18 protein-coding genes and 1 pseudogene are annotated in these 24,064 nt (G+C 45.9%); 12 read left to right on the forward strand and 7 right to left on the reverse strand.

Translation table 11 applies throughout. From position 1 onward, the window contains the following. The 6 genes and pseudogenes from ATB78_RS21920 to manA form a co-directional block, all read left to right on the forward strand. A pseudogene (locus tag ATB78_RS21920) lies at positions 1-242 on the forward strand (IS5/IS1182 family transposase); the annotation flags it as partial. A gap of 287 nt (positions 243-529) precedes the next feature. Beyond that, the gene (uhpT, locus tag ATB78_RS21925) at positions 530-1,927 is read left to right on the forward strand and encodes a hexose-6-phosphate:phosphate antiporter (protein ID WP_032802392.1); all 1,398 of its coding nucleotides are present in this window, start codon (positions 530-532) and stop codon (positions 1,925-1,927) included. A gap of 136 nt (positions 1,928-2,063) precedes the next feature. After that, positions 2,064-2,672, forward strand: coding sequence for a transcriptional regulator UhpA (gene uhpA / locus ATB78_RS21930; RefSeq protein WP_045367819.1), 609 nt, complete (start codon positions 2,064-2,066; stop codon positions 2,670-2,672). Continuing rightward, positions 2,672-4,171, forward strand: a complete 1,500-nt coding sequence (uhpB, locus tag ATB78_RS21935; protein WP_061010494.1) for a signal transduction histidine-protein kinase/phosphatase UhpB — start codon at positions 2,672-2,674, stop codon at positions 4,169-4,171. The genes uhpA and uhpB overlap by 1 nt, the downstream gene beginning before the upstream one ends. Positions 4,172-4,176: 5 nt before the next feature. After that, positions 4,177-5,517 carry an MFS transporter gene (locus ATB78_RS21940; protein WP_005435249.1) on the forward strand — a complete coding sequence of 447 codons (1,341 nt, stop codon included), beginning with the start codon at positions 4,177-4,179 and terminating at the stop codon, positions 5,515-5,517. Between the two features lie 118 nt (positions 5,518-5,635). Next, positions 5,636-6,859, forward strand: coding sequence for a mannose-6-phosphate isomerase, class I (manA, locus tag ATB78_RS21945; protein ID WP_061010495.1), 1,224 nt, complete (start codon positions 5,636-5,638; stop codon positions 6,857-6,859). Positions 6,860-6,926: 67 nt separating this feature from the next. On the opposite strand, the gene ATB78_RS21950 is transcribed toward manA, so the two are convergent. The 4 genes from ATB78_RS21950 to ATB78_RS21965 are packed head-to-tail and all read right to left on the reverse strand — an operon-like array spanning position 6,927 to position 10,858. Continuing rightward, positions 6,927-7,586 (reverse strand): ion channel, encoded by a 660-nt coding sequence (locus ATB78_RS21950; RefSeq protein ID WP_045401733.1) that lies wholly within the window; start codon positions 7,584-7,586, stop codon positions 6,927-6,929. Further along, the gene (locus ATB78_RS21955; protein WP_061010496.1) at positions 7,583-8,704 is read right to left on the reverse strand and encodes an AI-2E family transporter; all 1,122 of its coding nucleotides are present in this window, start codon (positions 8,702-8,704) and stop codon (positions 7,583-7,585) included. The genes ATB78_RS21950 and ATB78_RS21955 overlap by 4 nt, the downstream gene beginning before the upstream one ends. Positions 8,705-8,733: 29 nt before the next feature. Beyond that, positions 8,734-9,747, reverse strand: coding sequence for a DUF2955 domain-containing protein (locus ATB78_RS21960; protein WP_061010497.1), 1,014 nt, complete (start codon positions 9,745-9,747; stop codon positions 8,734-8,736). Further along, complete coding sequence (locus tag ATB78_RS21965; protein WP_045414194.1) at positions 9,737-10,858, reverse strand: HlyD family secretion protein; 1,122 nt, start codon at positions 10,856-10,858, stop codon at positions 9,737-9,739. Before ATB78_RS21965 ends, ATB78_RS21960 begins: the two co-directional genes overlap by 11 nt. Before the next feature lie 149 nt (positions 10,859-11,007). On the opposite strand from ATB78_RS21965, the gene ATB78_RS21970 reads away from it, so the two are divergent. Both ATB78_RS21970 and ATB78_RS21975 read left to right on the forward strand, forming a co-directional pair. Further along, a complete protein-coding gene (locus ATB78_RS21970; RefSeq protein WP_020196855.1) occupies positions 11,008-12,021 on the forward strand; it encodes an AraC family transcriptional regulator in 1,014 nt (337 codons plus the stop codon). A 541-nt stretch (positions 12,022-12,562) separates the two neighbouring features. Beyond that, on the forward strand, positions 12,563-13,825 hold the full coding sequence (locus ATB78_RS21975; protein ID WP_061010498.1) for a hydroxymethylglutaryl-CoA reductase: 1,263 nt from the start codon (positions 12,563-12,565) through the stop codon (positions 13,823-13,825). A gap of 124 nt (positions 13,826-13,949) precedes the next feature. On the opposite strand, the gene ATB78_RS21980 is transcribed toward ATB78_RS21975, so the two are convergent. Further along, a complete protein-coding gene (locus tag ATB78_RS21980) occupies positions 13,950-16,418 on the reverse strand; it encodes a hypothetical protein (protein ID WP_061010499.1) in 2,469 nt (822 codons plus the stop codon). A 580-nt stretch (positions 16,419-16,998) separates the two neighbouring features. On the opposite strand from ATB78_RS21980, the gene ATB78_RS21985 reads away from it, so the two are divergent. Next, a complete protein-coding gene (locus tag ATB78_RS21985) occupies positions 16,999-18,561 on the forward strand; it encodes a DUF1800 domain-containing protein (protein ID WP_061010501.1) in 1,563 nt (520 codons plus the stop codon). 9 nt (positions 18,562-18,570) lie between these two features. Beyond that, on the forward strand, positions 18,571-19,896 hold the full coding sequence (locus ATB78_RS21990) for a DUF1501 domain-containing protein (protein ID WP_061010502.1): 1,326 nt from the start codon (positions 18,571-18,573) through the stop codon (positions 19,894-19,896). A 100-nt stretch (positions 19,897-19,996) separates the two neighbouring features. Here ATB78_RS21990 and ATB78_RS21995 read toward each other — a convergent pair whose 3' ends face one another. Then, on the reverse strand, positions 19,997-21,094 hold the full coding sequence (locus ATB78_RS21995; protein ID WP_061010503.1) for a ketoacyl-ACP synthase III: 1,098 nt from the start codon (positions 21,092-21,094) through the stop codon (positions 19,997-19,999). A 165-nt stretch (positions 21,095-21,259) separates the two neighbouring features. Here ATB78_RS21995 and trxC point away from each other — a divergent pair, with 165 nt between their 5' ends. Together trxC and ATB78_RS22005 are read left to right on the forward strand one after the other, a co-directional pair. Then, positions 21,260-21,694 carry a thioredoxin TrxC gene (gene trxC, locus ATB78_RS22000; RefSeq protein ID WP_005443913.1) on the forward strand — a complete coding sequence of 145 codons (435 nt, stop codon included), beginning with the start codon at positions 21,260-21,262 and terminating at the stop codon, positions 21,692-21,694. A 176-nt stretch (positions 21,695-21,870) separates the two neighbouring features. Then, complete coding sequence (locus ATB78_RS22005; protein ID WP_061010505.1) at positions 21,871-23,031, forward strand: MFS transporter; 1,161 nt, start codon at positions 21,871-21,873, stop codon at positions 23,029-23,031. A gap of 100 nt (positions 23,032-23,131) precedes the next feature. Here ATB78_RS22005 and ATB78_RS22010 read toward each other — a convergent pair whose 3' ends face one another. After that, a complete protein-coding gene (locus ATB78_RS22010; RefSeq protein ID WP_061010507.1) occupies positions 23,132-24,031 on the reverse strand; it encodes an AraC family transcriptional regulator in 900 nt (299 codons plus the stop codon). Positions 24,032-24,064: the final 33 nt, after the last annotated feature.

The raw sequence follows: 24,064 nt of genomic DNA on the forward strand, positions 1-24,064 counted from the left end.
ACCCTCGCAATTTAGCAGTAGGTTGTCAAAAGCTCTACGGCTCCAACAAGAAGTGGAAAAAGCGGTATGGCTATCACAAGCGCTCACTATCAGAGACAGCAATGTACCGAGTAAAACAGCTGCTAGGTGGGAAATTAAGCCTAAGAAATTACAATGCTCAGGTTGGCGAGACTTACGCAATGATCAAAGCGCTGAACAAGCTTACAGGACTTGGTATGCCTGAAACTCAGTATATTGCTTAAGAACTGAACAACTTTAGGCTGCCATGTCTTCCCACCGAATTAAGCAACAAAGCCCGCCAAGGAAGAAACTAACTAGGTAACTGGATGCTTATCGCTCGTAACATGGCTATCCCGTACAGAATGTGATGATTTTCACGCTTTCTTAATCAGCAATCGTTTTCTAGGAATTTTTCCTAGTCGATCTAAGCCCTCCTCTCATGTGGTTCAAAAGAGGACTCTCTACAATCGCCGACAGCTAAAAGAAAGCGAGCACGCAAGTGCATCACACTAATACAAGAGAGTTCACGATGTTAAAATTCCTTGAACAAGTCCGGAAGCCTACCCTCGATCTTCCTGTCGAAGTACGTAGAAAAATGTGGTTCAAACCATTTATCCAATCTTACCTAGTGGTGTTTATTGGCTACTTGACCATGTACCTGATCCGTAAAAACTTCAACGTCGCGCAAAACGACATGATTTCAACTTACGGTTTGTCGATGACCGATCTAGGTTTGATTGGTCTGGGTTTCTCGATTACATACGGCATCGGTAAGACCGTAGTTTCCTACTACGCCGATGGCAAAAACACCAAGCAGTTCCTTCCTTTCATGCTTATCCTTTCTGGTCTGGCAATGCTTGGTTTCAGTTTCAGCATGGGCGGTGGCAGCGCGAGCTTGTTCTTGATGGTGGCGTTCTATGCACTAAGTGGTTTCTTCCAAAGTACTGGTGGTCCTTCTAGTTACTCGACCATCACTAAGTGGACACCGCGTAACAAGCGTGGTTCTTACCTAGGTCTTTGGAACATGTCTCACAACGTAGGTGGCGCGGGTGCTGCAGGTGTGGCTCTGTTTGGTGCTAACTACTTGTTTGACGGTCACGTGATCGGCATGTTCGTGTTCCCTTCTATCATTGCGATCATCGTTGGTTTCATCGGTATGCGCTATGGTAACGACTCTCCTGAAGCCTACGGTCTAGGTAAAGTAGAAGAGCTATTTGATGAAGCAGTCAGCGAAGAAGACGAAGCGGCTGAAGGCAATCAAATGACTAAGAAAGAGATCTTTGTTGAGTACGTTCTGAAAAACAAAGTGATCTGGCTACTTTGCTTCGCAAACATCTTCCTTTACATCGTGCGCATCGGTATCGACCAGTGGTCAACGGTTTACGCATACCAAGAACTTGGTCTATCAAAAGAAGCAGCAATCTCTGGCTTTACCCTATTCGAAGTGGGTGCGCTTGTGGGTACTTTGATGTGGGGTTACCTGTCTGACCTTGCAAATGGTCGCCGTGCGCTAGTGGCTTGTGTTTCTTTGGGTTTGATCATCGTATCACTTGAGTTCTACCAACACGCAACCAGTGAGTTCATGTACCTAGCGTCGCTATTTGTTCTTGGCTTCCTAGTATTTGGTCCTCAACTGCTTATCGGTGTTGCCGCGGTTGGCTTTGTTCCTAAGAAGGCAATCAGTGTGGCAGACGGCGTAAAAGGCACATTCGCTTACCTAATTGGTGACAGCTTCGCGAAACTGGGTCTAGGTATGATTGCAGATGGCACACCAATCTTTGGTCTAACGGGTTGGAAAGGTACGTTCGCTGCCCTAGATACCTCAGCAATGATTTGTATTGTTTTGCTTGCTTTCGTTGCTATCGCAGAAGAGAAAAAGATTCGTCAAAACAAGAAGAAGCTTGAGCTCGCAGAAAACCAAGCTTAATCAAACAGCGCGCTTTGCCAGTCAAAGCGCGCTAGATCATTAAATAAACTTGGTCAATTTAGTATCATAGTAGGTTTTTATTGAGCTCTTTGAGAGCTCATTTTCGTTTGTGTATTGCTGAAGTTTGGTATTTAAGATGATTAACGTAGCGCTTGTTGATGACCATGTCATTGTTCGTTCTGGATTTGCTCAATTGTTGAGCCTTGAGACAGACATGAATGTTGTAGGTGAATTTAGCTCGGTAGCAGAAGCTCGAGTGGGATTACCTGCGTGCAAGCCAGATGTGGTTATCCTAGATATCTCGATGGCAGACGAAAGTGGGCTTACCCTACTCTCCGAAATCCCTTCTGGAATTGCTTGTGTCATGCTTAGCGTGCACGACTCTCCCGCAATGGTTGAAAAGTCACTTAAACTGGGCGCAAAAGGTTACCTAAGTAAACGTTGTAGCCCTGACGAGTTAATTCAAGCAGTCAGAACCAGTGCTTCAGGCGGTTGTTACCTAACGCCTGATATTGCATTGAAGCTCGCCACACCAAGTGACAAAGCGGCGACGCTGACTCAATTGACTCGCCGAGAAAACGAAGTCTGCCAATTGCTGGCTCGTGGCTTGGATGTGAAGTCTATCGCCACTGAGCTTGGCTTAAGCCATAAAACCGTTCACGTTCACCGTGCAAACGCCATGGATAAGCTTGGCGTAAAGAACAACGTTGAGCTCGCCAAACTGTTCTCGCAAGAGTCATTTTAATGCGTAGCTACACCATCACCTCTATTTGCGGTTTATTCATGACAGGATGCTCGTGGTTCTGTCTGTGGGTGATCGCTTATTACTTTGTGAATGATGCTGAACTGGCGATCTTGCTGTTTCCCTTCGCGTTGCGTTTGGGTCTAACACTGCACACGCGTACAAAGTATTGGGCAACGATTTATCTCGCTGAATGGGGATTGACCGTGGCTCTTGCTCTACTTCTTGAACAACCACAATGGCTGATGGCGTTGGTGGCTAGCGTATTGAGCATTCCGGTTGTTTACCTTGCTAAACGTTATTACAAAGGCGATCAGAACCAGCACTTAGCGGTGATGGCGGTCGTGTTGCTCGTGACGTCTTGCATTAACGTACTTGCGGTTGGTTATCACGTTCAATCTGTCTACATGGCGTGGTTAGCGAGCATTGCGGGCGGTTTGTTGGTTCTGCCAATGTGCTATTTGCTTTGGAACTATCTCTTCCAAAGCCCTTGGTCGCCGTTGACCTCAAACCTATTGGCGAATGAAGTTCAATTCAAAGTGCGTCATATTCTTTTGTATAGCGTGCTGTTGATTGCCAGCATTTTGGTTCAAACCAGCTTGCCAGACGAGCTAAAACGCTTTGCGCCTTTCTGCATGGCAATCCCAATCATTGTGCTTGCGTTACGCTATGGGTGGCAAGGTGCACTGCTCGCAACCATGTTAAACAGTATTGCCTTGATTGCTGCGCGAAGCGGTGTTTCGAATCTGGAAATCACTGACCTTCTGTTGTCCCTTTCGGCACAAACCTTAACGGGCATCATGCTCGGTTTAGCGGTGCAGAAACAAAAAGATCTTAACCAAAAGCTGCGTGGCGAATTGTCGAGAAACCAAACCTTGTCCCGACAACTCATTCAAGCAGAAGAGTCGGTGCGGCGAGACGTGGCAAGAGAACTGCACGACGAAATTGGTCAGAACATCACGGCGATTCGTACCCAAGCGAGCATCATTAAGCGCGTTGATAACGCAGAAATGAACACACGCTGTGCAGACATGATCGAAAACCTTTCACTCAATGTTTATGACACCACCAAGCACCTGCTGAGTAAACTGCGCCCGAAAATGCTCGATGATTTGGATTTGAAAGATTCCGTTCACCAGTTAACCCGTGAAATGGAGTTCGACAATCATGGCACTCACGTTGTGCTTGATTGGCAAGGTGACTATGAGTCTTTGGGCGACACGCTAAAAGTCACCCTTTTCCGTTTGTGCCAAGAAGCGTTAAACAACGCAGCCAAATATGCGAGTGCGACGTCGATCGTTATCGAGCTGTCTATTGACGAGAACATTTCGTTGAACATCGCAGACAACGGCATTGGTTTCAAAACCGAAGACTGCATGAAAGGCATGGGCGTTCGCGGCATGCAAGAACGTGTGCAAGCACTTGGCGGCAAAATGTATATCTACTCTTTGAACGATCATGTGGATGGCACACAAATCGCCATCACATTACCTAAGGTGTAACGAGCATGTTTGGATTATTTCAGTCTCCGAGCTACAACCAAGCTCCCCTTAGCAAAGACCAAGTGGATGAACGCTATCGCTATTGGCGTCTGCACATCATGCTGGGTATGTATCTTGGTTATGCGGGCTTTTACTTCACTCGTAAAACATTCAACTACGCTGCACCCGCGATGATTGCTGATTTAGGTTTAGATAAAGCCGATATCGGTATGATAGGTACGCTTTTCTACATCACCTATGGTTTATCGAAGTTTATCTCGGGCACCATTTCTGACCGTTCTAACCCTCGCTTTTTCATGGGTGTCGGTTTAATCGCGACGGGTCTTATCAATATCGCATTTGGCTTCTCTAGCTCTTTGGTTGCACTCGCAGCCCTGTGGGTTATGAACGCTTGGTTCCAAGGTTGGGGCTGGCCTTCGTGCTCTAAGTTACTTACCACTTGGTATTCGCGCTCAGAACGTGGCTTTTTGTGGGCAATTTGGAACACCGCTCATAACGTAGGTGGCGCGTTAATTCCCCTACTCGTTGGGTTTCTCACATTCCATTACAGCTGGCGAGAAGGCTTCATTGTACCGGGCGTAATCGGCGTGATTCTAGGTGTGATTGTTTGTTGGCGCTTGCGCGATAAACCGACCACTCAAGGACTGCCAACGGTTGGTCAATGGCGAGATGACAAGTTAGAACTCGCTCAAGAAAATCACGGACAAGGTCTGAGTTATAAAGAAATCCTCAAACAATACGTGTTCAACAACAAGTACATTTGGTTGCTCGCATTCAGCTATGTACTGGTTTATATCGTGCGCACCGCCATTAATGACTGGGGTAACTTGTACCTGACAGAACAACACCACTACAGTCTAATCAATGCTAACGCGGCATTATCGATGTTTGAAATCGGTGGCTTTGTTGGTTCTCTGGTGGCTGGTTGGGGCTCGGATAAACTGTTCGGTGGTAACCGAGGTCCAATGAACCTATTGTTTGCCGCAGGTATATTCCTATCTGTTGCTGCACTGTGGTTGATGCCGTTAACTAACTTTGCGTTCCAAGCTGCGGGGTTATTCTCAATTGGCTTCTTCGTATTTGGTCCACAAATGTTGATTGGCATGGCTGCAGCGGAATGTTCACACAAAGATTCCGCTGGTGCTGCAACGGGCTTTGTTGGTTTGTTTGCTTACATGGGGGCCGCACTTTCTGGCTACCCATTGGCATTGATTCTTGAAGAATACAGCTGGACTGGATTCTTTATCACCATCTCGGTATGCGCAGCCGTTATTGGCTTGCTGTTGTTACCGTTCTTGCAGGCTCAACCTTCAAGAAAGCCGCTCGCTCCCAAGCTTAGGTTGTAGACATCTGATTGTAGAAGCGACTTCTACACCTCTTAGGGTGAGTTAACCACTCACCCGTCCAATCTCCACTATTTTTTGCTTCCGATTCAGTTCGGAGGGTTTTCTACGGGTAAAATTCATGAATTCGAATACTATTTCATCAAAATGCTTCTTCAAAATGGACAATAAGATCCAAAACTACGACTGGGGAAGCCGCACTGCTATCCACGATTTGTTTGGCTTTGCTAACGAAGCTCAACAACCTCAAGCCGAGGTTTGGATGGGCACGCATCCGAATGGTTGCTCTATCGTTAAACAAGGAAGTAATACTGCTTCAAGTACAACTGTTTCGCTATCAGAATTGATCAAACAAGATCCGTCAGCGTTTCTATCGCAAAGCACGGCAGACGCCTTTGGTGACCTACCTTTCCTGTTCAAGATTCTTGCAGCGGATAAAGCCTTGTCTATCCAAGTGCACCCAAATAAGCAAGATGCGGAGATCGGTTATGCAAAAGAACAAGAGTTAGCTGTACCGCTGAGTGCATTCAATCGTAATTACAACGATGCCAACCACAAGCCAGAGCTGGTTTATGCCCTAACGGAATATCAAGCGATGAACGGCTTTCGTCCATTTGATGAAATCATCGCTGAGTTCCGCCTGTGTGACATTCCTGAAATCAACGGCTACCTAGAACAGTTTGAGCGCAATCCTAATCAAGACGGCTTGTGTCAGTTCTTCGTGGAGATTCTTTCTATGGAAGAAGCGCGCAAGATTAACGCCGTGGATCACTTATTAAGTTACGCAGCAGCTAACCAAGCACGCCCTGTATGCGAATTGATTTTAGACCTTGCTGCTCAGTACCCGAATGACGTAGGTTTGTTTGCCCCATTACTGCTGAATGTTATTACGCTTAAACCCGGTGAAGCCATGTTCTTAAGCGCGAGAACGCCTCATGCTTACATCAAAGGCACTGGTCTGGAAATCATGGCGAACTCAGACAACGTACTTCGCGCTGGTTTAACACCAAAACACATGGATGTGGAAGAACTGGTTAAGTGTACCGACTTCATTCCAAAACCGATGAACACGCTGCTAACCCAAGCAGAAATCAAAGGCTGTGAGCATCACTTCCCTGTTCCTGTGCAAGACTTCAAGTTCTCTGTCTTCCAAGAGCCAAAAGATCAACAAGTTGAGATGAGCAGTGCGGAAATCTTAATGCCGATCGATGCAGACGTAACGCTGTTTGCCGAAAGCGGCGAAACATTGGTGCTTGGCAAAGGGCAATCGGCTTTCATCCCTGCTTATGTAGGGAACTACACGCTCAGCTGTGAAGGTCGCGTCGCTCGTGCATTTAATGGCTAAGTTCATTTCCTCTTGAAACAAAAATGGCGGAGACTTTTCCGCTCCGCCATTCAAACCATTCATTTGTTTACTCACTCTGTGCTTGAGCCAAACGAATACTCACCAAACTTGCCACCATGATGGCTAAGTAAAAGCTCCCGACTATCGCTTCAAAGAAAACGAAGAACTGAGCCACTGGAACCGTTGGTGAAATGTCACCATAGCCCACCGTCGTCAACGTGATAAAGCTGAAGTACAAGGCATTAAACAAGTTCGACAGCCAAGGTTTTGCTTCTAATCCTGTGAAAGAGCTCGGGAAGAACTCCAACACCAACAAGTAGATCACCGCCCACGCCAGTCCTAAGAGCAGATAGATACAAATCGAACCGATGATGTGGTTTGTCGTCACCGACTTGGTTAGCACCACCTGCTTTAGCGCCGAGTATATGTGCGAAAACAAGAAAACCAGTAATGCACCTAGTGTCAAAATGGACAGATCTAAATGCTCTAAGAATGACATCCCATAGGAGATGACGGCCACAATCAGTAACACACCATACCATGTACGATTGGATTTGTTCTTCTTGTTGATGCCTGCAATCGAAGCGCCTAGCGTCACCACCAAAAGAGCAAGAACAAATTCCTGCCCATCTGGATAAAACTGATGCATCACGGCACAGCCAAAAAACAACGCAATAAGTGCAAAGAACAAAAAGTAAAAGTTATCTTCCCTGGTCATCGGTTTCATGATGCCACCTCTACTTTGTCTTCCTCCTTCGCTTTTTGGTCCATGTTCAGTGCTTTGTTTTCTTCAGTGTCCTCTTCATCTAACCAGTTCACCATTAATTGATAAGTCAGACTCAGTACCACGGCACCAACAAACAGACCAACGATACCAGACATTGCCATACCGCCCAGAGCACCTAGTAGCGTCACAAGCATTGGAGTGTCAGAACCACGGCTTAGAAGTACTGGTTTCAGTACCGCATCACTCGCGCTCACCAAAATACACCAAACGAGGAAGATGCCAGCAACCAGTGTTGATTCGACACTAAACACGTAAATGATCGCAGGAATCAATGCCAGAATCGGCGGCAACTGAACAATCGCAATCAGAATAACTGCAACCATCCAAAGCGCAGCAGCAGGAACGCCAACCGCGACCATACCAACACCCGCCATGACAGATTGAATCAGCGCAACGCCAATCACACCTTGAACGACACTGCGAACAGTCGACTTTGAAAGATCAATCAACGCTTCGCCTTTCTTGTTGGTGAGGCGATCAGCTAGCTTGGTAAAGCCTTTCTGGCACACTTCAGCATTGCTCATGAACGCACCAGCAATCATGGTAGAAATAATAAACTGAATAAAACCACCACTTACTGAACCAACAATAGATGCCGCTTGAGAAAGGAAACCTTTCACTTGCTCGCCATACTTGACTAAAAAGCCCTCCATGTTGGTCGATGCGTAGTTAATCGCAACGAACAGCTTGTCGCCCACGACAGGGATCTCTTTTAAGCTTTCTTGTGGCTTAGGTACAACTAAAGTGCCATCTTGCAACCCAGTGACGACCTCGGTGCCACTGGTATAAAGGCCAGATGAGAGCGCGATAAGTGGGATTAAAAGTAACAGCACACCGATAGTACTGAGGAGCGCACTCGCCTTACCTTTTGAGATACCTAAGCGATTGTGAAGGGACATCATGACTGGGTACAAAGCGATGGCAATAATGCCGCCCCACACGACCAACATAATGAATGGACTGAGGATAGAGAAACACCACCAGATCAGTAACGCTACGGCTCCGATCTTGATAGCGGCGTCTATCGCCTGTTTAGAGAAATCATTTGAAGCTTTCATAGCGTTACCTTTTCACTGTCTGTTAAGTGTTATGTTTGCAAAAACTTCCATTGTCGGGTTTCCAAAAAGAGTGATGCGAGGATCATGTACGTCCCGACCAACACTAATTGGAAAATTCGGATAAATGTATTGCTGTCGATATCGCCAGAGCTCATTAACGTGCTGCCGATTAAGACAAGCAAGGTACTGAACGCCGTGGCGAATATCGGTGCCTTCTCTGGCACGGTGTAAATCTTCTTCCCTATCAATACCGCCAATAACGCAATAAAGGCGGTGTAAAAGAATATGCTTGGCACAATCGCGAGAATCGAGAAAGCCAAGATGGCAAGTATCCCGCCGATACCGTTACTGATGATTAAGAACGCGCTTAATTTGACTGACTTCTCTGACGTAATCATCAAAGACAGCAACGCGACAAACATCATGGTGAGCAGCGCTTCTGAAATCTGAAAGATAAAGAAGAAGCACACCACAGGAAACGAAATCAACATGGCTCGAAATGACGCATGCCAACGTTGTTCTTTACCAATTGGTGGAGCCGCATAACCAGCGAACTCACTGTCTGGCTCTGGTAGATAAATATGAACCAGAGCAAAAATTGCCACCGATACCGCACCAGAAATTGCCAAGCCACTCGCGAGCACAACAGAAATTGCTGGGTTATTTATTGCCATAAATGGCAACATCAATACCGCAATCAACAAAATGGTCGCGAACAGATTCCATTTGGGGTCAGTAAACAAGTAGTAACCCCATGCCATCATCAAGCCGACAGCAATCAGTAGAACAATTGGGTACTGAGTAATGCCTCCTGAAAGAAGCAACCCCAACCCCATGGTGGCAATCAATGCCAGCAGCAACTCGTAAATCGTTTCTCTATGAAGGTTTGGCTTATCGACCAAGAACTTCGCAGTAAATACTGGCGCGACAAACGCCAGTTGCCAATTAATCCAAGCAGCGAGAAACACCGCCAGACCTACACCAATGGTGAAGCGCAGAATCCGGCGTTGAGTTGCGTTATCAATGCTCAGATTATCGGACATAAGACAGTACGCTCAGTAGACGAATCCAAAGTTTGCCGAGCGTGTTGAACACGAAGTTGTCACCACTGTAGACAATCACGTCTGCTTGACCGCCAACGCGTAGCATTCCCGTTACTTCTTCACGATCAAACTCGATAGCGATCGGTAACATTTGCGTTTGGCGTAACCAGCCTGTTTGTTGGTTGGCTTGCGCTAGCTTACCCGCTTGTTGGTTTTGTCCCCAATCGACACCCCAGTCGATGCTGCTGACTTTGCCTTTGATGACTTTGCCAGGAACAAAATCGAGGGCGATTTCTACTTCGTCACCAATGCTGACGTTGCCTAAACTGTTTTCACGGAAGTACGCTTCAATCCAGATGTCTTCTGTCGACACAAACGTCATGATTGGCTGACCTGCAGAAGCGTAGAAGCCTTCGGTCAAGCTGAAGTTCGAAACACCACCTTGAGTTGGCGCACGAATCACAGTACGTTCTAAGTTCAGTTGAGCTTGCTCAAGAGCCAGCAATGCTGCTTTGACTTGACTGTTTTCTTCACCTTCTGCGCCAAGTTGTTGTTTCGCTTTTTCAAGATCCGCTTCTGCATTCACTACGTTCGCTCTTGCGGTTGCCAGTGACGCTCTCGCTTTGTCTGCATCCGATTTCGACACTACGCCTTTCTCTGCCATGGCAAGAACACGGTTGGCTTGCGCTTCAGTGTTTTGGCGTTCCACAATCGCAGAAGTTAATCTTGCTTGAGCCGAAGCGATGGACGCGGTTTGCGCACCAACGTTCTGCCCAGCAATTTCCAGATTCTCTTCAGCTTGCTTTACTGCGATTTCATAATCTGATTTGTCGAGAACGGCGAGCTCGTCACCCTCTGCAACAAGTTGGTTCGGACGAACCTTAATATCTAAAACGTTGCCAGAAACCTGAGGTTTTATCGGAACGATGTAGCCTTTTACTCGTGCATTGTCAGTCACTGGAATGATGCGGTCTGACACAATGCTGAACCCGAGCATGACGACGATAAACAAAAGCAAATAGTTGGTGACCGTCTTTACTTTGTCTTTTTTATTCGTCTCTTTGTTTTCTGCCACTTCCGTTGGCTGTTTTTGTTTTTCGTTCTCGGACATGTTATCCCCTTGCCATTGAATAGATTGAACATTTTAAGAATATACCGTCCTGCTCAACCTTCAATTAATTGAATAATAAATAGCGAGCTATATCTAAAACCGTGCGTTATGCGCTAAGATAAAACAGTGATAAAGGAGTATCCGCCAAAATGCCAAATCAAACGTTTCATCTACCTGTCATTCAGACTAACTATGCTCGTATTCTGGTTGAAGTCTTTGCTGACTATGGCTTGGACAAGCATAAGCTACTTAGTGACGCTGGCTTACCTGCGGACTTATTCCAAACCGAGAGCGACTACATTCCGTCTGAATCGATAAAACGTTTAATTCATCTCACTTCTTCCCAACTTGGCGTAACGAAATTCACCGACTTATTGGTGTTAGTCTTTCGTCGCCGCGTTATACCCAATGTCTTGCATCAGTTTGTGCCATTTAAAACCATCGGCGATTCAATGCAGCACATTGATGAAATCTTCAGTTTAGACTCGCCTGGCAGTAACGTTTCTTTCGAAACCCATCATGGCCACGCTTGGTTCTGTCGATATTCGGAACAGAAAGACACTCAAATCGCTAACTGGTCTGAAGCATTTGCTGTGATTTACATCATTGAGCTCATTAGCATTTTGACCAAGACCGCTTGGTATCCAAGTAAGGTACGCCTGCAAGGCAGTAACAGCGATATCGTAAAAAGTGTTGTACCTAGCCAGTGTCAGATATTTGTGGGTCAAGAGAAGACCGGCGTTTATATTCCCGCGGACATTCTTAACGTACCAATCCAAATATCGGACTCACAGTTAGGCGCTGAACCGAGTCAGATCCAGTGGCATACAAGTTTTACCGATAGCGTGTTTGAACTCCTGCGCCCTTATGTGCGAGAGCGTAATTTGTCGATAGAAGAAGCGGCTCAGTTGCTGAGCTATTCTGTTCGAACCTTTCAAAGAAAGTTAAAGAATGAAGGCACTTCTTTTCGGCATATTAAAGAGTCATTGATGTTCTCTGTTTCTTGCGAATTGATGGAAGAAGGACACTCTCTCACTTATATATCCAATCAACTTGGCTACACCAGTATTTCGCACTTTTCGCGCGCCTTTAAAAGAGTGTCCGGGTTATCTCCTAAAGTGTATAAACAGTCTATTGCGCTGAACGCATCCAGCACTTCGTGACGTTATACTGCTCAGTCCATTTGAGGCTTGGAACTTGGTAATTGTTTGAGCTTGGCTTGCATCAGTGTTGCGAGGTCTATTTCATCACACAACACTTCTACGTCCTGAACTCGAAAGTAAACAATCATACGTTACCCTCAATTGAAAACGTGGGACTATTATGCCGTGGCGCAAACCAAGTTATTTACCATTTTACGCCACCCGACCACATTCCAATCTCAATATTTGAAGTCTAAAATTAGAGTAGTTCGCCCACTTTGCACAATTTTTACAATAAGAAGAAATTCGGTAGTTTGTACATAGCGTTTTACTTCTCAGTCTCCCTTCCATATTAGCTTTGGTCGAATTTTCAATAACCTACTGTATTGGTTAGCCCAAATATCAGTTTTATCAGCCAATGGATAACGGTCTATCTATTGGTCAAGCCGAATGTTCATCAGTTTGAAGCGGAGCAGCCTTTTGTTGCAAAACGTATACGCGGGATTGTAATCACGTTTTGTATCACTACAATTCCAAACCAAATGAATAAAGAAACGTTTGTATGCCGAAATTAAATTTAGACAGCGCAAGGAATAGCTCTGCACTCTCTGATAATGAAACCTGCGAAAAAGTACAATCGGCATTAGAACCGAAATACCACAAGCCAGAAAAGAAACTTTGCCTCAGTGCGGGTCTGACGGAAAAGCACATTGAACGCCGTTGGAAAGTACTCGAATCGATGACGGACAAAGATCTTCTTCTGGATCCTTTCACACAATCGCATTACGACCAATACGCCAACAACATTGAACACTTTATTGGTACTGTTAACGTCCCTGTCGGTGTTGCTGGGCCTCTACGTATTAACGGCTTGTTCGCGAATGACGACTACCTAGTACCACTCGCAACAACAGAAGCCGCGCTTGTTGCTTCTTATAACCGCGGCGCGAACTTGATTACCGCAGCTGGTGGTGCAAGTACACTTTTGATCAGCGAAGGCGTCAGTCGTACTCCGGTGTTTGGTTTCCAATCACTTGCAGAAGCAGCGCAGTTCGTAAGTTGGGTGGTCACTCAATATGATATCTTCCGTAAAGAAGCGGAATCCACCACCACGCACGGCAAGCTGAAAGACATCAACGTTAACATCGAAGGTAATCATGTTTACTTGGTGTTTGAATACGTGACGGGCGACGCATCTGGCCAGAACATGGTGACCATCGCGACACACAAAGTCTTCCATTACATTCTTGAACACAGTCCAGTCGCACCGATTGATGCTTACCTTGACGGTAACTTGTCTGGTGATAAGAAAGCCAACGCCCACACTTTACGCTCGGTTCGCGGTAAAAAAGTGTCAGCTGAAGTGGCGATTCCTGCAGCTTTGGTCGAGAAATACCTGCACACCACACCAGAGGCGATGGTGAAGTTTGGCAAAATGAATACTGTAGGTGGATTACTAAGCGGCACTATCGGTATCAATGCGCACTACGCCAATGCCCTCACCGCTTTGTACATCGCCTGCGGACAAGATGCAGCGTGCGTTGCAGAATCTGCGGTTGGTATTACTAGAATGGATGTAGATTCTCACGGTAACTTGTATACGTCAGTCACTTTACCAAACATTATGGTTGGTACTGTAGGCGGTGGTACTGGTCTACCAACTCAAAAAGCGTGTTTGGATATACTTGGCTTGCACGGCAATGGCAAAGCAAAAGCGTTAGCAGAAGTCGCTGCTGGCCTATGTTTGGCGGGCGAGCTTTCCATTGTTGGCGCATTCTGTGCCGATCATTTTTCTAGAGCGCATCATAAGCTAGCAAGAAAATAAGCTGTTGAGCCTAATTCGTTAAAACAAAAAGCCGCTCACTCGTGTTAATACAATGGGTGAGCGGCTTTTTAGTTTAAGCTCTTGTGCTTATTTCGTTATTGATGCTGCAAGCAACTTGGCTTTTTTACTCAGGTTGTGGTGGTATGTATAAATCCACAGTATCGACAAAATACGTACTCCACATCTCGTTCATACTTGTATCTGAGTACTCGTCAAAGATAATAACCGCAGCACCATATTCACCTTTGAAGTAAGGCGCAATCAAACGAACAAAATCGTCTCCTTTGCTTAACCTTAAGTATCCTTCTGAAGTGATACTCCAATCCCACCCGAGGTTTTCAGTATTGCCGTCGGCTTTCCAAGTCTCGCGATCGGCCATACCACCTTCATAGATATCCCAGAAACGAACTTCGACTCCGTTTCCTTTGCGTCTCGTCAGTCTTGAATCGACAACGTCATCCTCCGTTAATGGTTGTAAGCCACCACAGTTTGTCAGCTCTGTCGCAAACAACGCAGCATTGACTGATGCCCCAGTCGCATTGACCTCGCAGTAATCGTAACCTTCACTGCGACTCACGCCACGAATAGACTCACCAATCACTCGCAACCATATCGCTTGTTCAGACAACTCTTCTTCGATCCAACCATCGACCAGTTCAACTAAGTCTTCAATATAAGGACCGACGTACTCAGGATAACCGGTGTAATTGTCGTTGATCAGAGTACTGTATTTTTGTCCACCATCATTAAAGGTATAGTCATACCCTTCAATTGCAAAGTGTTGCCATTCAACATGAGTACGAATATCTATCTCTGACCAATAGGTTTTCACTTCGTCCCAACGGTTGAACATCATACCATCGCCATTCTCATCAACTTTCTTGACCGCGTTAGCGTCATCGAGAATATATTTGCCACCGACACTCGTTTCGATTTTCTGACCGTCGTCGTTGACACCCTTGGTATAGGTATATTCTTCCCAATAATTGACTTGGTATTCGAAGCTAACTGAACCATCCCAGTTCCAAACTGGGCCTGCTTTCGTATATGACTCGGAGCCATCGGCATTATTCATACTTGTTGTCGTTTCATTAACTGAACCGTCTGCATCCCAGTCATGCATGATGACTTCTTTGTTACCACCATCCACATAGTCCCATCGTTCACGAACTTGCGCATAGGTGGCCGCTTCTAGAGGAACTGCAGCATCTAGGTCGTACTCTTTAAATTCACGAGATTCGTAATCATAATCTGCCGTTGTTTCTTCTACCTCAACCATGGTTTGAAGTAAGTCCACACCAGACATATCGCCGGCCATGACCGCTTCTGCAAACAAATCCACCGTGCTGTAACTTAACTCGCGTTCTGGATCATTCGTAGTGACGCTGTCACCACCAGAATCGGCAGGGTTGGATTCATCAACGTAACGGGTAAATTCCCACTGACCGCGAGTCTCCCCTTCATCTGCAACACCGACATCATATACGTGGCTGGTGAAATCAAACTCGCCATCGAAGTTCAAGTCTGCTTTAAACGTTATCTTGGCCGTGAAGGTACCGTCATCGAGGTTCTGCACCGCTTCCTCTGTAAACGTACTGAACACCGTTTTTACGCCGGCTCGCTCATAATATTCCGTAGCCGTGGCTTGATAGGTCAATGTGTTCGAGGTTTCATCGACGATCTCCGTTTCACTGCCCTCTACCGTGAAGTCCAATGAGATGTCCATGTTGTCCGGCGTACCGTAGTAACTGTCTGTATACGAGTAATGGGTCACCTTACCATCGGGGTATTCATCTTCTAGCTCTTCGGCAACTCGCTCATCCGATACGCGTTCGTCGACTTTACTTTCAGCTAGTTCGAGAATTTCGCCTGTGTCGCCTTCAGCGATAAAATCCCCCATCAAACGGTCTTTAAGTTCTTCATCGGTCAAGGTGCTATCTTCGAGCTCTTCTTTTAACTCGTCGACTGCATCGTCAATTGCTTGGTTCACTAGGCTTCCAAGTGCAACAAGCAGCGCTCCTATTTCCTCATCACTCAACTCATCGAGGTTTTGATCTTCCAGAACGGCGCTTACTCGAGATGTCAGCTCTTCATGAACTTGGGTAGTAAAAGGGTTGATGACCTGACCATCGAGTTCACCGTCTTCAAGATCATCAAAGTCGGCTTGTGTTAAAGGTGGCATCCCAAGAACAATGGAGTGTCCATTTTCAGCATCTTCAAAGACCTTTTGTGCTTCATTAGCAGCTATTTTCTGCTCTAACTCTTCCATCGTGGTTGGGGGTTCAGTCCCCACATCGACAGAATCGTTCGTTAACTGAGCCAAAATCGGCACACCCACTAAGGCGTCCTTTTGTTGTTCTGAGATTTGAAATGAATATGTACCATCAAGGCCAGTGTTTGCCTGAGGTTCATCGGCGTCTGGCTCACCATCTCTATCGATGTCCATCCAGACTAAGGCGTTATAGATGTACCCATCCACGACGGTACCATTAAGTGTGTACGTTTGACTGGCGCTCTCATCATTGTCATCACTGCCACACGCAGCGACCGTAGATGCAATAACAATAGCGAGCATAGTTTTGCGAGCTTCCATGTGTGCTCTCCTATCCAACATTTATGGTGCAGCTATTACCTCTCCTCTTTACTAGCTGCGGATTGAACCGTGTCGAACTCATCGACCCGGTAAATGTTAGCTATTGATCGCATTTATTTGTGCGATTTATGTACAATCGTGAGCTTATTCACGCTTTATGCAACTTAAATAATAAATCGATCAGTAAAGTAATCACTCTGGCATACTTTTTTAGATCCAATTGTCTTAAAAGCTCAAAACCACCAAACTAACTGTTATATCATTATGAAGTCAGAAGTGATTTCTGACATGTTATCCCGTGCAATATTTCTACTTATTCAAAAAAGTTTCACATTTTATTTGAATTCGATCACAAGAGGTTGGCAGCAATACTATTCAGTCACTTATCTGTTTTTTCTTATCTTAAATTAAGTCCTGACCAGACTATTCTCTGCAATTAATAACTTTGACAGTGATTTTTACCGTCTATAATCCGTCTTGCAGCTGCTTGATTTCACTAAATTTATTAATTAGCTCATTTCGAGCTTCATGACTCCCGTTAAATGGATTTAAGTCGTTCCTTTGGGTAAGCGAGTTAACTATGAGACGTCAGAAACAAAACGAAATTTCTTGTTGGGTGCTAGGTTTTGTTGCCATGCTGTTGTTTTTTGTAGGACCAGTATCGGCGGACGAAGACGACCCAGATCTACCAACTGCACGCTTTCTATATCAAACCACATTTGGTCCCACTCCTGCTTTGATCGACCAAATAAACCAAACCAATTACGAGGATTGGATTACAGAACAAATACTTCTCCCTCCTACTTATCACAGTGATCTTTACTTCACGCCTTTTAGTAAAGGGGCACAAGCAAACCGAGAAAACGCTTGGTATCAAATTGTCCTCACTTCCGAAGATCAACTCAGACAAAGAATGGCCTTTGCTCTTAGCCAAGTTCTCGTTGTATCCCGATATGGCGGCCTACTCGGTAGCAAGCCGGAAAGTCTGGTCAATTATTATGACTTACTGGTCGAAAATGCCTTTGGCAACTATCGTGACTTGCTGCTAAAAACCGCTATGCACCCTGCCATGGGAAACTATTTGTCGATGATGGGAAGCGCAAAAGCAAACCCCGCGACAGGCGCACTTCCGGATGAAAACTTTGCTCGTGAATTGATGCAACTGTTCACCATCGGTTTGTATCAATTGAACTTAGACGGTAGCGTCAAATACGATTTAGAAACTGGGCATGCGCTCGCGACCTACACACAAACAGGCATACAAGAACTCGCTCGCGCGCTGACGGGTTGGAACAAGTCAGACACTGCGTTTGTGAAGCCTATGCGCGTGATTAAAAACCGTCATGACACTGGTGAAAAACACGTACTCGGTAGCAAGATCCCTGCGGGATTGACCGCCGAAGAGGAGTTGGAACGTGTCATTGATATTTTGATGAGTCACGACAATATCGGGCCGTTTGTCTCTAAACTGCTCATCCAACGCTTTGTGACCTCTAATCCAACACCAGAATACATTGCAAGAGTCGCAACCATCTTCAATAACAACGGCAATGATGTGAAGGGCGATTTGAATGCTGTCATCCGAGCGATCTTACTTGATGACGAGGCTCGCGGGAAAACACCCACTCGCCCAACAAAAGTAAAAGAGCCAATCTTGGTGCTCACCAATTTCCATCGTGCGGCGGGCTTTACACTCAACGCTGCACGATACGATGGCGCGGTATCCTTGATGAACATCGCCAATCAAGGACCATTACGGTCACCTTCTGTGTTTAACTTCTATTCGCCCGATTATCAGCCTTCAGCCGACTTTGTGTTTACAGGAATGGTTTCGCCTGAGTACGAACTATTGGATTGGTCGGTATATACAGAGTTGGTTAATTTCATGCTTTACAGCGTGCGTAAAGGTTCTGGTTCGACTTACTCATTGGATATGGCTGAATTGTACGAGTTACTTGATGATCATGAGGCATTAGTTGAGGCCATCGATGTGCGTTTCTTTGCGGGCACGGCTTCTCCGCAGCTAAAGCAAATCATGCATAACGCACTCAACAAATACCAAACCAACTATGTTCCTACCACCAAACTTGCCTTAGTGATTTTTACCGCGATTTCTGGCAGCGAATTCTACATTCAAAATTAGGAGCGAATTATGAAACTTTCACGACGCAATTTTATGAAAAGTACGGCTTCTTTGGGCGCAATGGCTTCCGTGGGTTTACCAGGTTATGCAATGGCTTCACCAACCAATGAGTTTCGTGCGCTTATCTGTGTGTATTTGTCTGGCGGTAATGATGCTATTAATACATTCCTGCCCTTGTCCGGCTTCCATTACGACCAATACGCCAATGTGAGAGGCAAACTCTCTGTTGCCAAAAACAGCATCATACCTATTGGGTTAAATGCCACAGACAACCAAGGCAATACCGTACCCTTGGGTATGCATCCAAAGTTAGCGCGACTGTCTGAAATGTTCGATAACGGTGATGCCACTGTCGTTCTTAACAGTGGTGTCCTTGAGCAACCCATGACGAAACAGATGATTGAATCTGGTGAGGTTGCTTTGCCTGATCAGCTCTTTTCTCACAACTCGCAAAGCAACACCTTAATGCGAGGCGGCATGAACACGTTCACAAACCTAGGCTGGGCAGGAAGAATGCTTGACGTCATGAGCTCACACTCAGAGATTACGCCGCTGTACAGTGTTCATGGTGACTCCTTGTGGCTACGCTCCCTTGAACACCGACAAACCGTGCTTAAGAAAGACCGAGCCGTGCAGCTGAGCGCGATTGGCAACCCACTTTACAAAGAGGTCTATGACCAACTCTTGGCGACTTCTCCTAATAATCCATTCAGTGGCCACTTTAATCTGATGGTTGATGAGTCTATGACCATGAGTGGCGTGTTGGCAGAGCAACTGCACAATGTAGAGGATGCACCGCTGTTTTCCTCTACCACGCTCGGTAAGCAAATGCAGACGGTCTACAAATTGATTGCGAGCCAGAGCCAGTTGAATCAACAGCAGCAAGTGTTCTTCGTTAAACATACTGGTTATGACGTTCATGATTCGCAACTGTCGAAACACCCTGCATTGTTGGGAGACTTAGCGACAAACCTGTTTGCTATGTATCGAGCAATCGATGCACTTGGAATGCGTGACAATGTCACTACATTTACTATGTCTGACTTTGGTCGCCGCATGACAAACAACGGTAACGGTACCGACCATGGTTGGGGCGGACATCAGTTTATTATGGGTGGCGCGGTTAACGGGTCGAAGCCAATTGGAACATGGCCTGACTTGGTATTGGATGGCGAAGATGATTACTCGAAAGGACGTTTGATTCCGAAAATCGGTACTGATCAAGTGGGCGCAACACTCGCACAATGGATGGGCATTACCGATGGCGCAGCGTTGGATTACGTGTTCCCCAACATCCGAAACTTCTCTTCATCAAATCTCGGTTTTATGTCTTAACACCTTTATGTCTTAACACGTGTGAGATAGGCACAAAAAAGGGAGCGTTAGGCTCCCTTTTGCTTGTTAGTTGTTTTGACCAGTTAGCCGCCAGCGCTAGTTATGCGTCTTCACCACGTGGACGTTCATTACAAAGCTTGATAGCACGCTCTAGTAGCTCAAGTGCAGACTTGTCACTCTCAGGTAATGCAGCGTCGCTTTCAGCAATTGGCGTTACGCGGTCACCCCATTTCAACACAGCTGCACCCCATGTTAGGCCAGCACCGAACGCTGCTAATAACATGTTGTCGCCTGGCTTAACACGACCTTGCTCTAGCGCTTCACACAATGCGATTGGCACCGTCGCTGCCGAAGTGTTGCCGTAGTTTTGGATGTTCACAAACGCTTTTTCTTGCGGGATACCAGAAAGGTCACACAGTGTTTGGATGATACGAATGTTTGCTTGGTGCGGGATTACCACGTCGATTTGATCTGTGGTTAGTTCTGAAGCTTTCAGAACCGTTCTCGCCGCTAGACCCATGCCTTTTACGGCGCGTTTGAAGATCTCTTGACCTACAAAGTTGAAGTCCCAGTAACCGTTGTCTTCCGCAAAGCGATCCATGCATGTACCAAACTTAGGTACAGAAAGGATATCGCGCCCTTTTGCATCACAACCAATTTGCGATTGCAGTAGACCAGTTTCTTGCTCCGTACGAGTCAGAACAACGGCCCCAGCACCATCGCCGAACAGTACAGCAGTGTCGCGCATTGCCCAGTCGATGTAGAAAGAAAGACGTTCAGCACCAATAATGATTGCGTTTCGGTAGTTGCCCGATTGAATCAAACGTGTGCCTGTTTCTAGGCCGTACACGAAGCCAGTACATGCCGCGTTTAAATCGAATGCAGCAGCAGAGCGAATACCAAGGTTTTGCTGAACCTTAGAAGCAATGTTTGGAATAAGAGAGTCAGGAGAGCATGTCGCAACAATGATTAGGTCGATGTCACTCGCTTCTACACCTGCACGAGCCATCGCGTGTTGCGCGGCTACCGTTGCCATGTCAGACGTGTTTACGTGGCTGATGCGACGGTTTTCAATACCAGTACGGGTGCGAATCCATTCATCTGAAGTTTCAAGGAAAGTGCTAAGGTCATCGTTAGAGAGCGTGGCTGGTGGAAGACATTTTCCCCAACCGGTAATTTCAGCGTAGTAATTTGTCATCGCAGACCTATTTATTGTTGTATTTTAATGAAATTTCTTAGAACCTGTTCGGGTCCAAATACAGACTTGCCGTCTTATAATTCGGCAGGCTAAAAAATAAGTATACAAATTATGAGGCTGACTGGTAAGTCATGTTTTCATCAAGTTGTCATAAAGGAAGAAGTCATGTCATCGTTTAAAACTCGTTGCCCGTCTTGTGGCGGTTTAAATCGTGTCCCTAATGAGCGAGTTGCAGAAGCTGCAAGTTGCGGTAAATGCAAAAACGCCCTGTTTGATGGTGCACCGATAGAAGGCACTGTCGATAACTTCTCGGCGCTGCTAGAAAGTAACACGCCAGTTGTGGTGGATTTTTGGGCACCGTGGTGCAATCCATGTGTTGGTTTTGCGCCTGTTTTCTCGGATGTGGCACAAGAACAGACCGGAAACGCTCGTTTTGTCAAGATTGATACCGAAGCGCAACAGCAGCTTGCCGCTCAATTTGGTATTCGTAGCATCCCAACCATTATGGTTTTCAAGAATGGCCAGCGCGTGGATATGATCAACGGCGCCCTACCGAAGACTCAATTCGATCAATGGTTAAATCAAGCACTTAGCAAATAAATCCTTCCGCCAGCCTCGCTTACAGGCTGGCGTTTTTATGCAGCATTTCCCCATAGAATTTCGATAAATTTCTTTTGTCGAAACGAATCAAATATATCGTTTTACTTGCCTATTAATTAGCCTCATATTCGCGCCGAATAACCCCGGATTTTTACTTAACTTATAGGCGCAAAACATTGGAAAACACAGCCATTCCTGCAGCATCACCACGAGTCACAGTTCCTGTCGTAGCACTGTCTCTTTATGCAGTGGCGTCAGGCTATTTGATGAGCTTGATCCCTCTTATGCTTGGTGAATACAACATCTCTGCTGATTACGCGAGTTGGTTGGCGAGTGTGTTCTATGGCGGTCTATTGATCGGCGCAATGTTCTTTGAACGTATTGTTCGCAACGTTGGCCACCGTAAAGCGTTTGTAGGTAGCTTAGCTGCATTCTCACTAACGATCATCGTACTGCCTATTATCCCTAACGGCATGGTATGGCTTGTCGCACGTTTTATCGCAGGTATTGCGGTCGCTGGCGTATTTGTCATTGTTGAATCATGGCTAATGTCTGGTGATGAAGCATCACGCGCTAAACGCTTAAGCCTGTACATGCTGTCACTATACGGTGGTTCTGCACTGGGCCAGTTTGGTATCGGTATCCTTGGTGTGAGCGGCGGTGTTCCTTTTATTGCCATCACAACACTGATCTTAATTGCAATGCTAGTGCTACTGTTCATCGATTGTGAACAACCAAACAGCCATGAATCAACTGCACTGTCGTTTAAACAAATTTCTAAACTAAGCCACGCTGCGATCATCGGTTGTGTAGTGTCTGGTCTTACTTTAGGTGCGATTTACGGCTTGATGCCTGTTGAACTTGCAAACCGCAAAATCAGCCACCAAGACATTGGCACTCTAATGGCACTTGTGATCCTTGGCGGCATGCTGGTTCAACCTATGGTGACAACCTTAAACAAGTACATGGCGCGTACAGTGCTAATGGCGTTCTTCTGTATCCTTGGTATTTTCTCTATCGGTCTGACCTTCGTTTCATCGTCAGCGGTAGTATTGGCAGCAGCACTGTTCCTATTGGGCATGGCAACATTCGCACTATACCCAATTGCAATTAACCTGGGTTGTGAAGGTTTGGACGAACGTTTCATCGTGTCTGCAACGCAAGTCATGTTGTTCAGCTACAGCGTAGGCTCGGTAGCAGGCCCGGTGGTCGCTGATAAGTTCATGGGTCAAATGCACGGCTTGTTGGGTTACCTGTTCGCAGCATTGCTTGCAACTTGCATTTACATGTTAATCGCTGCGACCAAGTCAAAGCATCAAATGGCAGCGGGTTTGTAATTCAAGCCTTTCCAAAAAGACAAACAAAAACGAGGGTCAATGCCCTCGTTTTTTTGTTTCTGAATTCTCTACTTTATCGATCATAAAAAATCAAAACGACTCATTGGTTTTGATTCTCCAGTAGCCTCTTGCGATAACGTGTTGGCGAAGTGCCGTAGAACTTTTTAAATCGATGAGTGAAGTTGTAAGGATCGCGATAACCCAATCGGTTGGCAATCATAGCGACTGACCAAGCTGGATACTGCAATAAGTCTGCGGCTTTGTGCATACGAAGCTCAATTAACTTGCTTCTCGGACTCATATTGAAAAGCTGTTTAGATAAACGATTGAACTGCTCTTCACTGATAAAACACTGCTTTGCCATTTCGGCAATGGTCCACGGCAAGTGTAACTGACCTTCAACTTCGTTAAAGAGGGTTTGAACGCGCGATAGCGACGTACTGATTGGGGTTTCAACACTTTTTACCAATCGTTGCACTTCACTGATCAACAACTGACGAAACCCCGTTCGTCCCCCAATTTCGTTATAGAGTAAGGTCATCAATGACCATACCTGCTCAGAGCCCCTAAACGGCACCACGGTTTGCCCCAAGTCAGAAAGATGCTGCCAAGCATCGGTATTTTGTGGCAGAAGCCAAACCATCTTCCAGAGTCCTTTGCTTGGATTCATTTCAAATCGAAAACACGTATCCACGGGCAAAATAGTCAGCGTATAAGGCTCAATTTCTTTAACGAAATCCGGTGTAATCAAAACACCGCCACCTTCAATGGTAAACAGCAAGGTATGAACGCCCACTTTGTCTCGCTCGACATGGTAACCATCGCGCAGTTCAGCAAGCCCCGCCATAAAGATATCTGCTCGTTTCCATTCAGGGATTTCAGTTAGGGTCAGGAATCGTTCTTTACATGCGGGTGCTAAATGTACATCGTCATGCCACTCTGTTTTGATGGCAAATTGTTCGATGACGGATTTGCACAGGTTTTGTGGTTTTTCGCACATGTATTTCTGTCCCTATTGGCTTTATATTCCTCA

This window comes from Vibrio sp. CUB2 (assembly GCF_001557945.1).
Classification (GTDB): domain Bacteria; phylum Pseudomonadota; class Gammaproteobacteria; order Enterobacterales; family Vibrionaceae; genus Vibrio; species Vibrio owensii.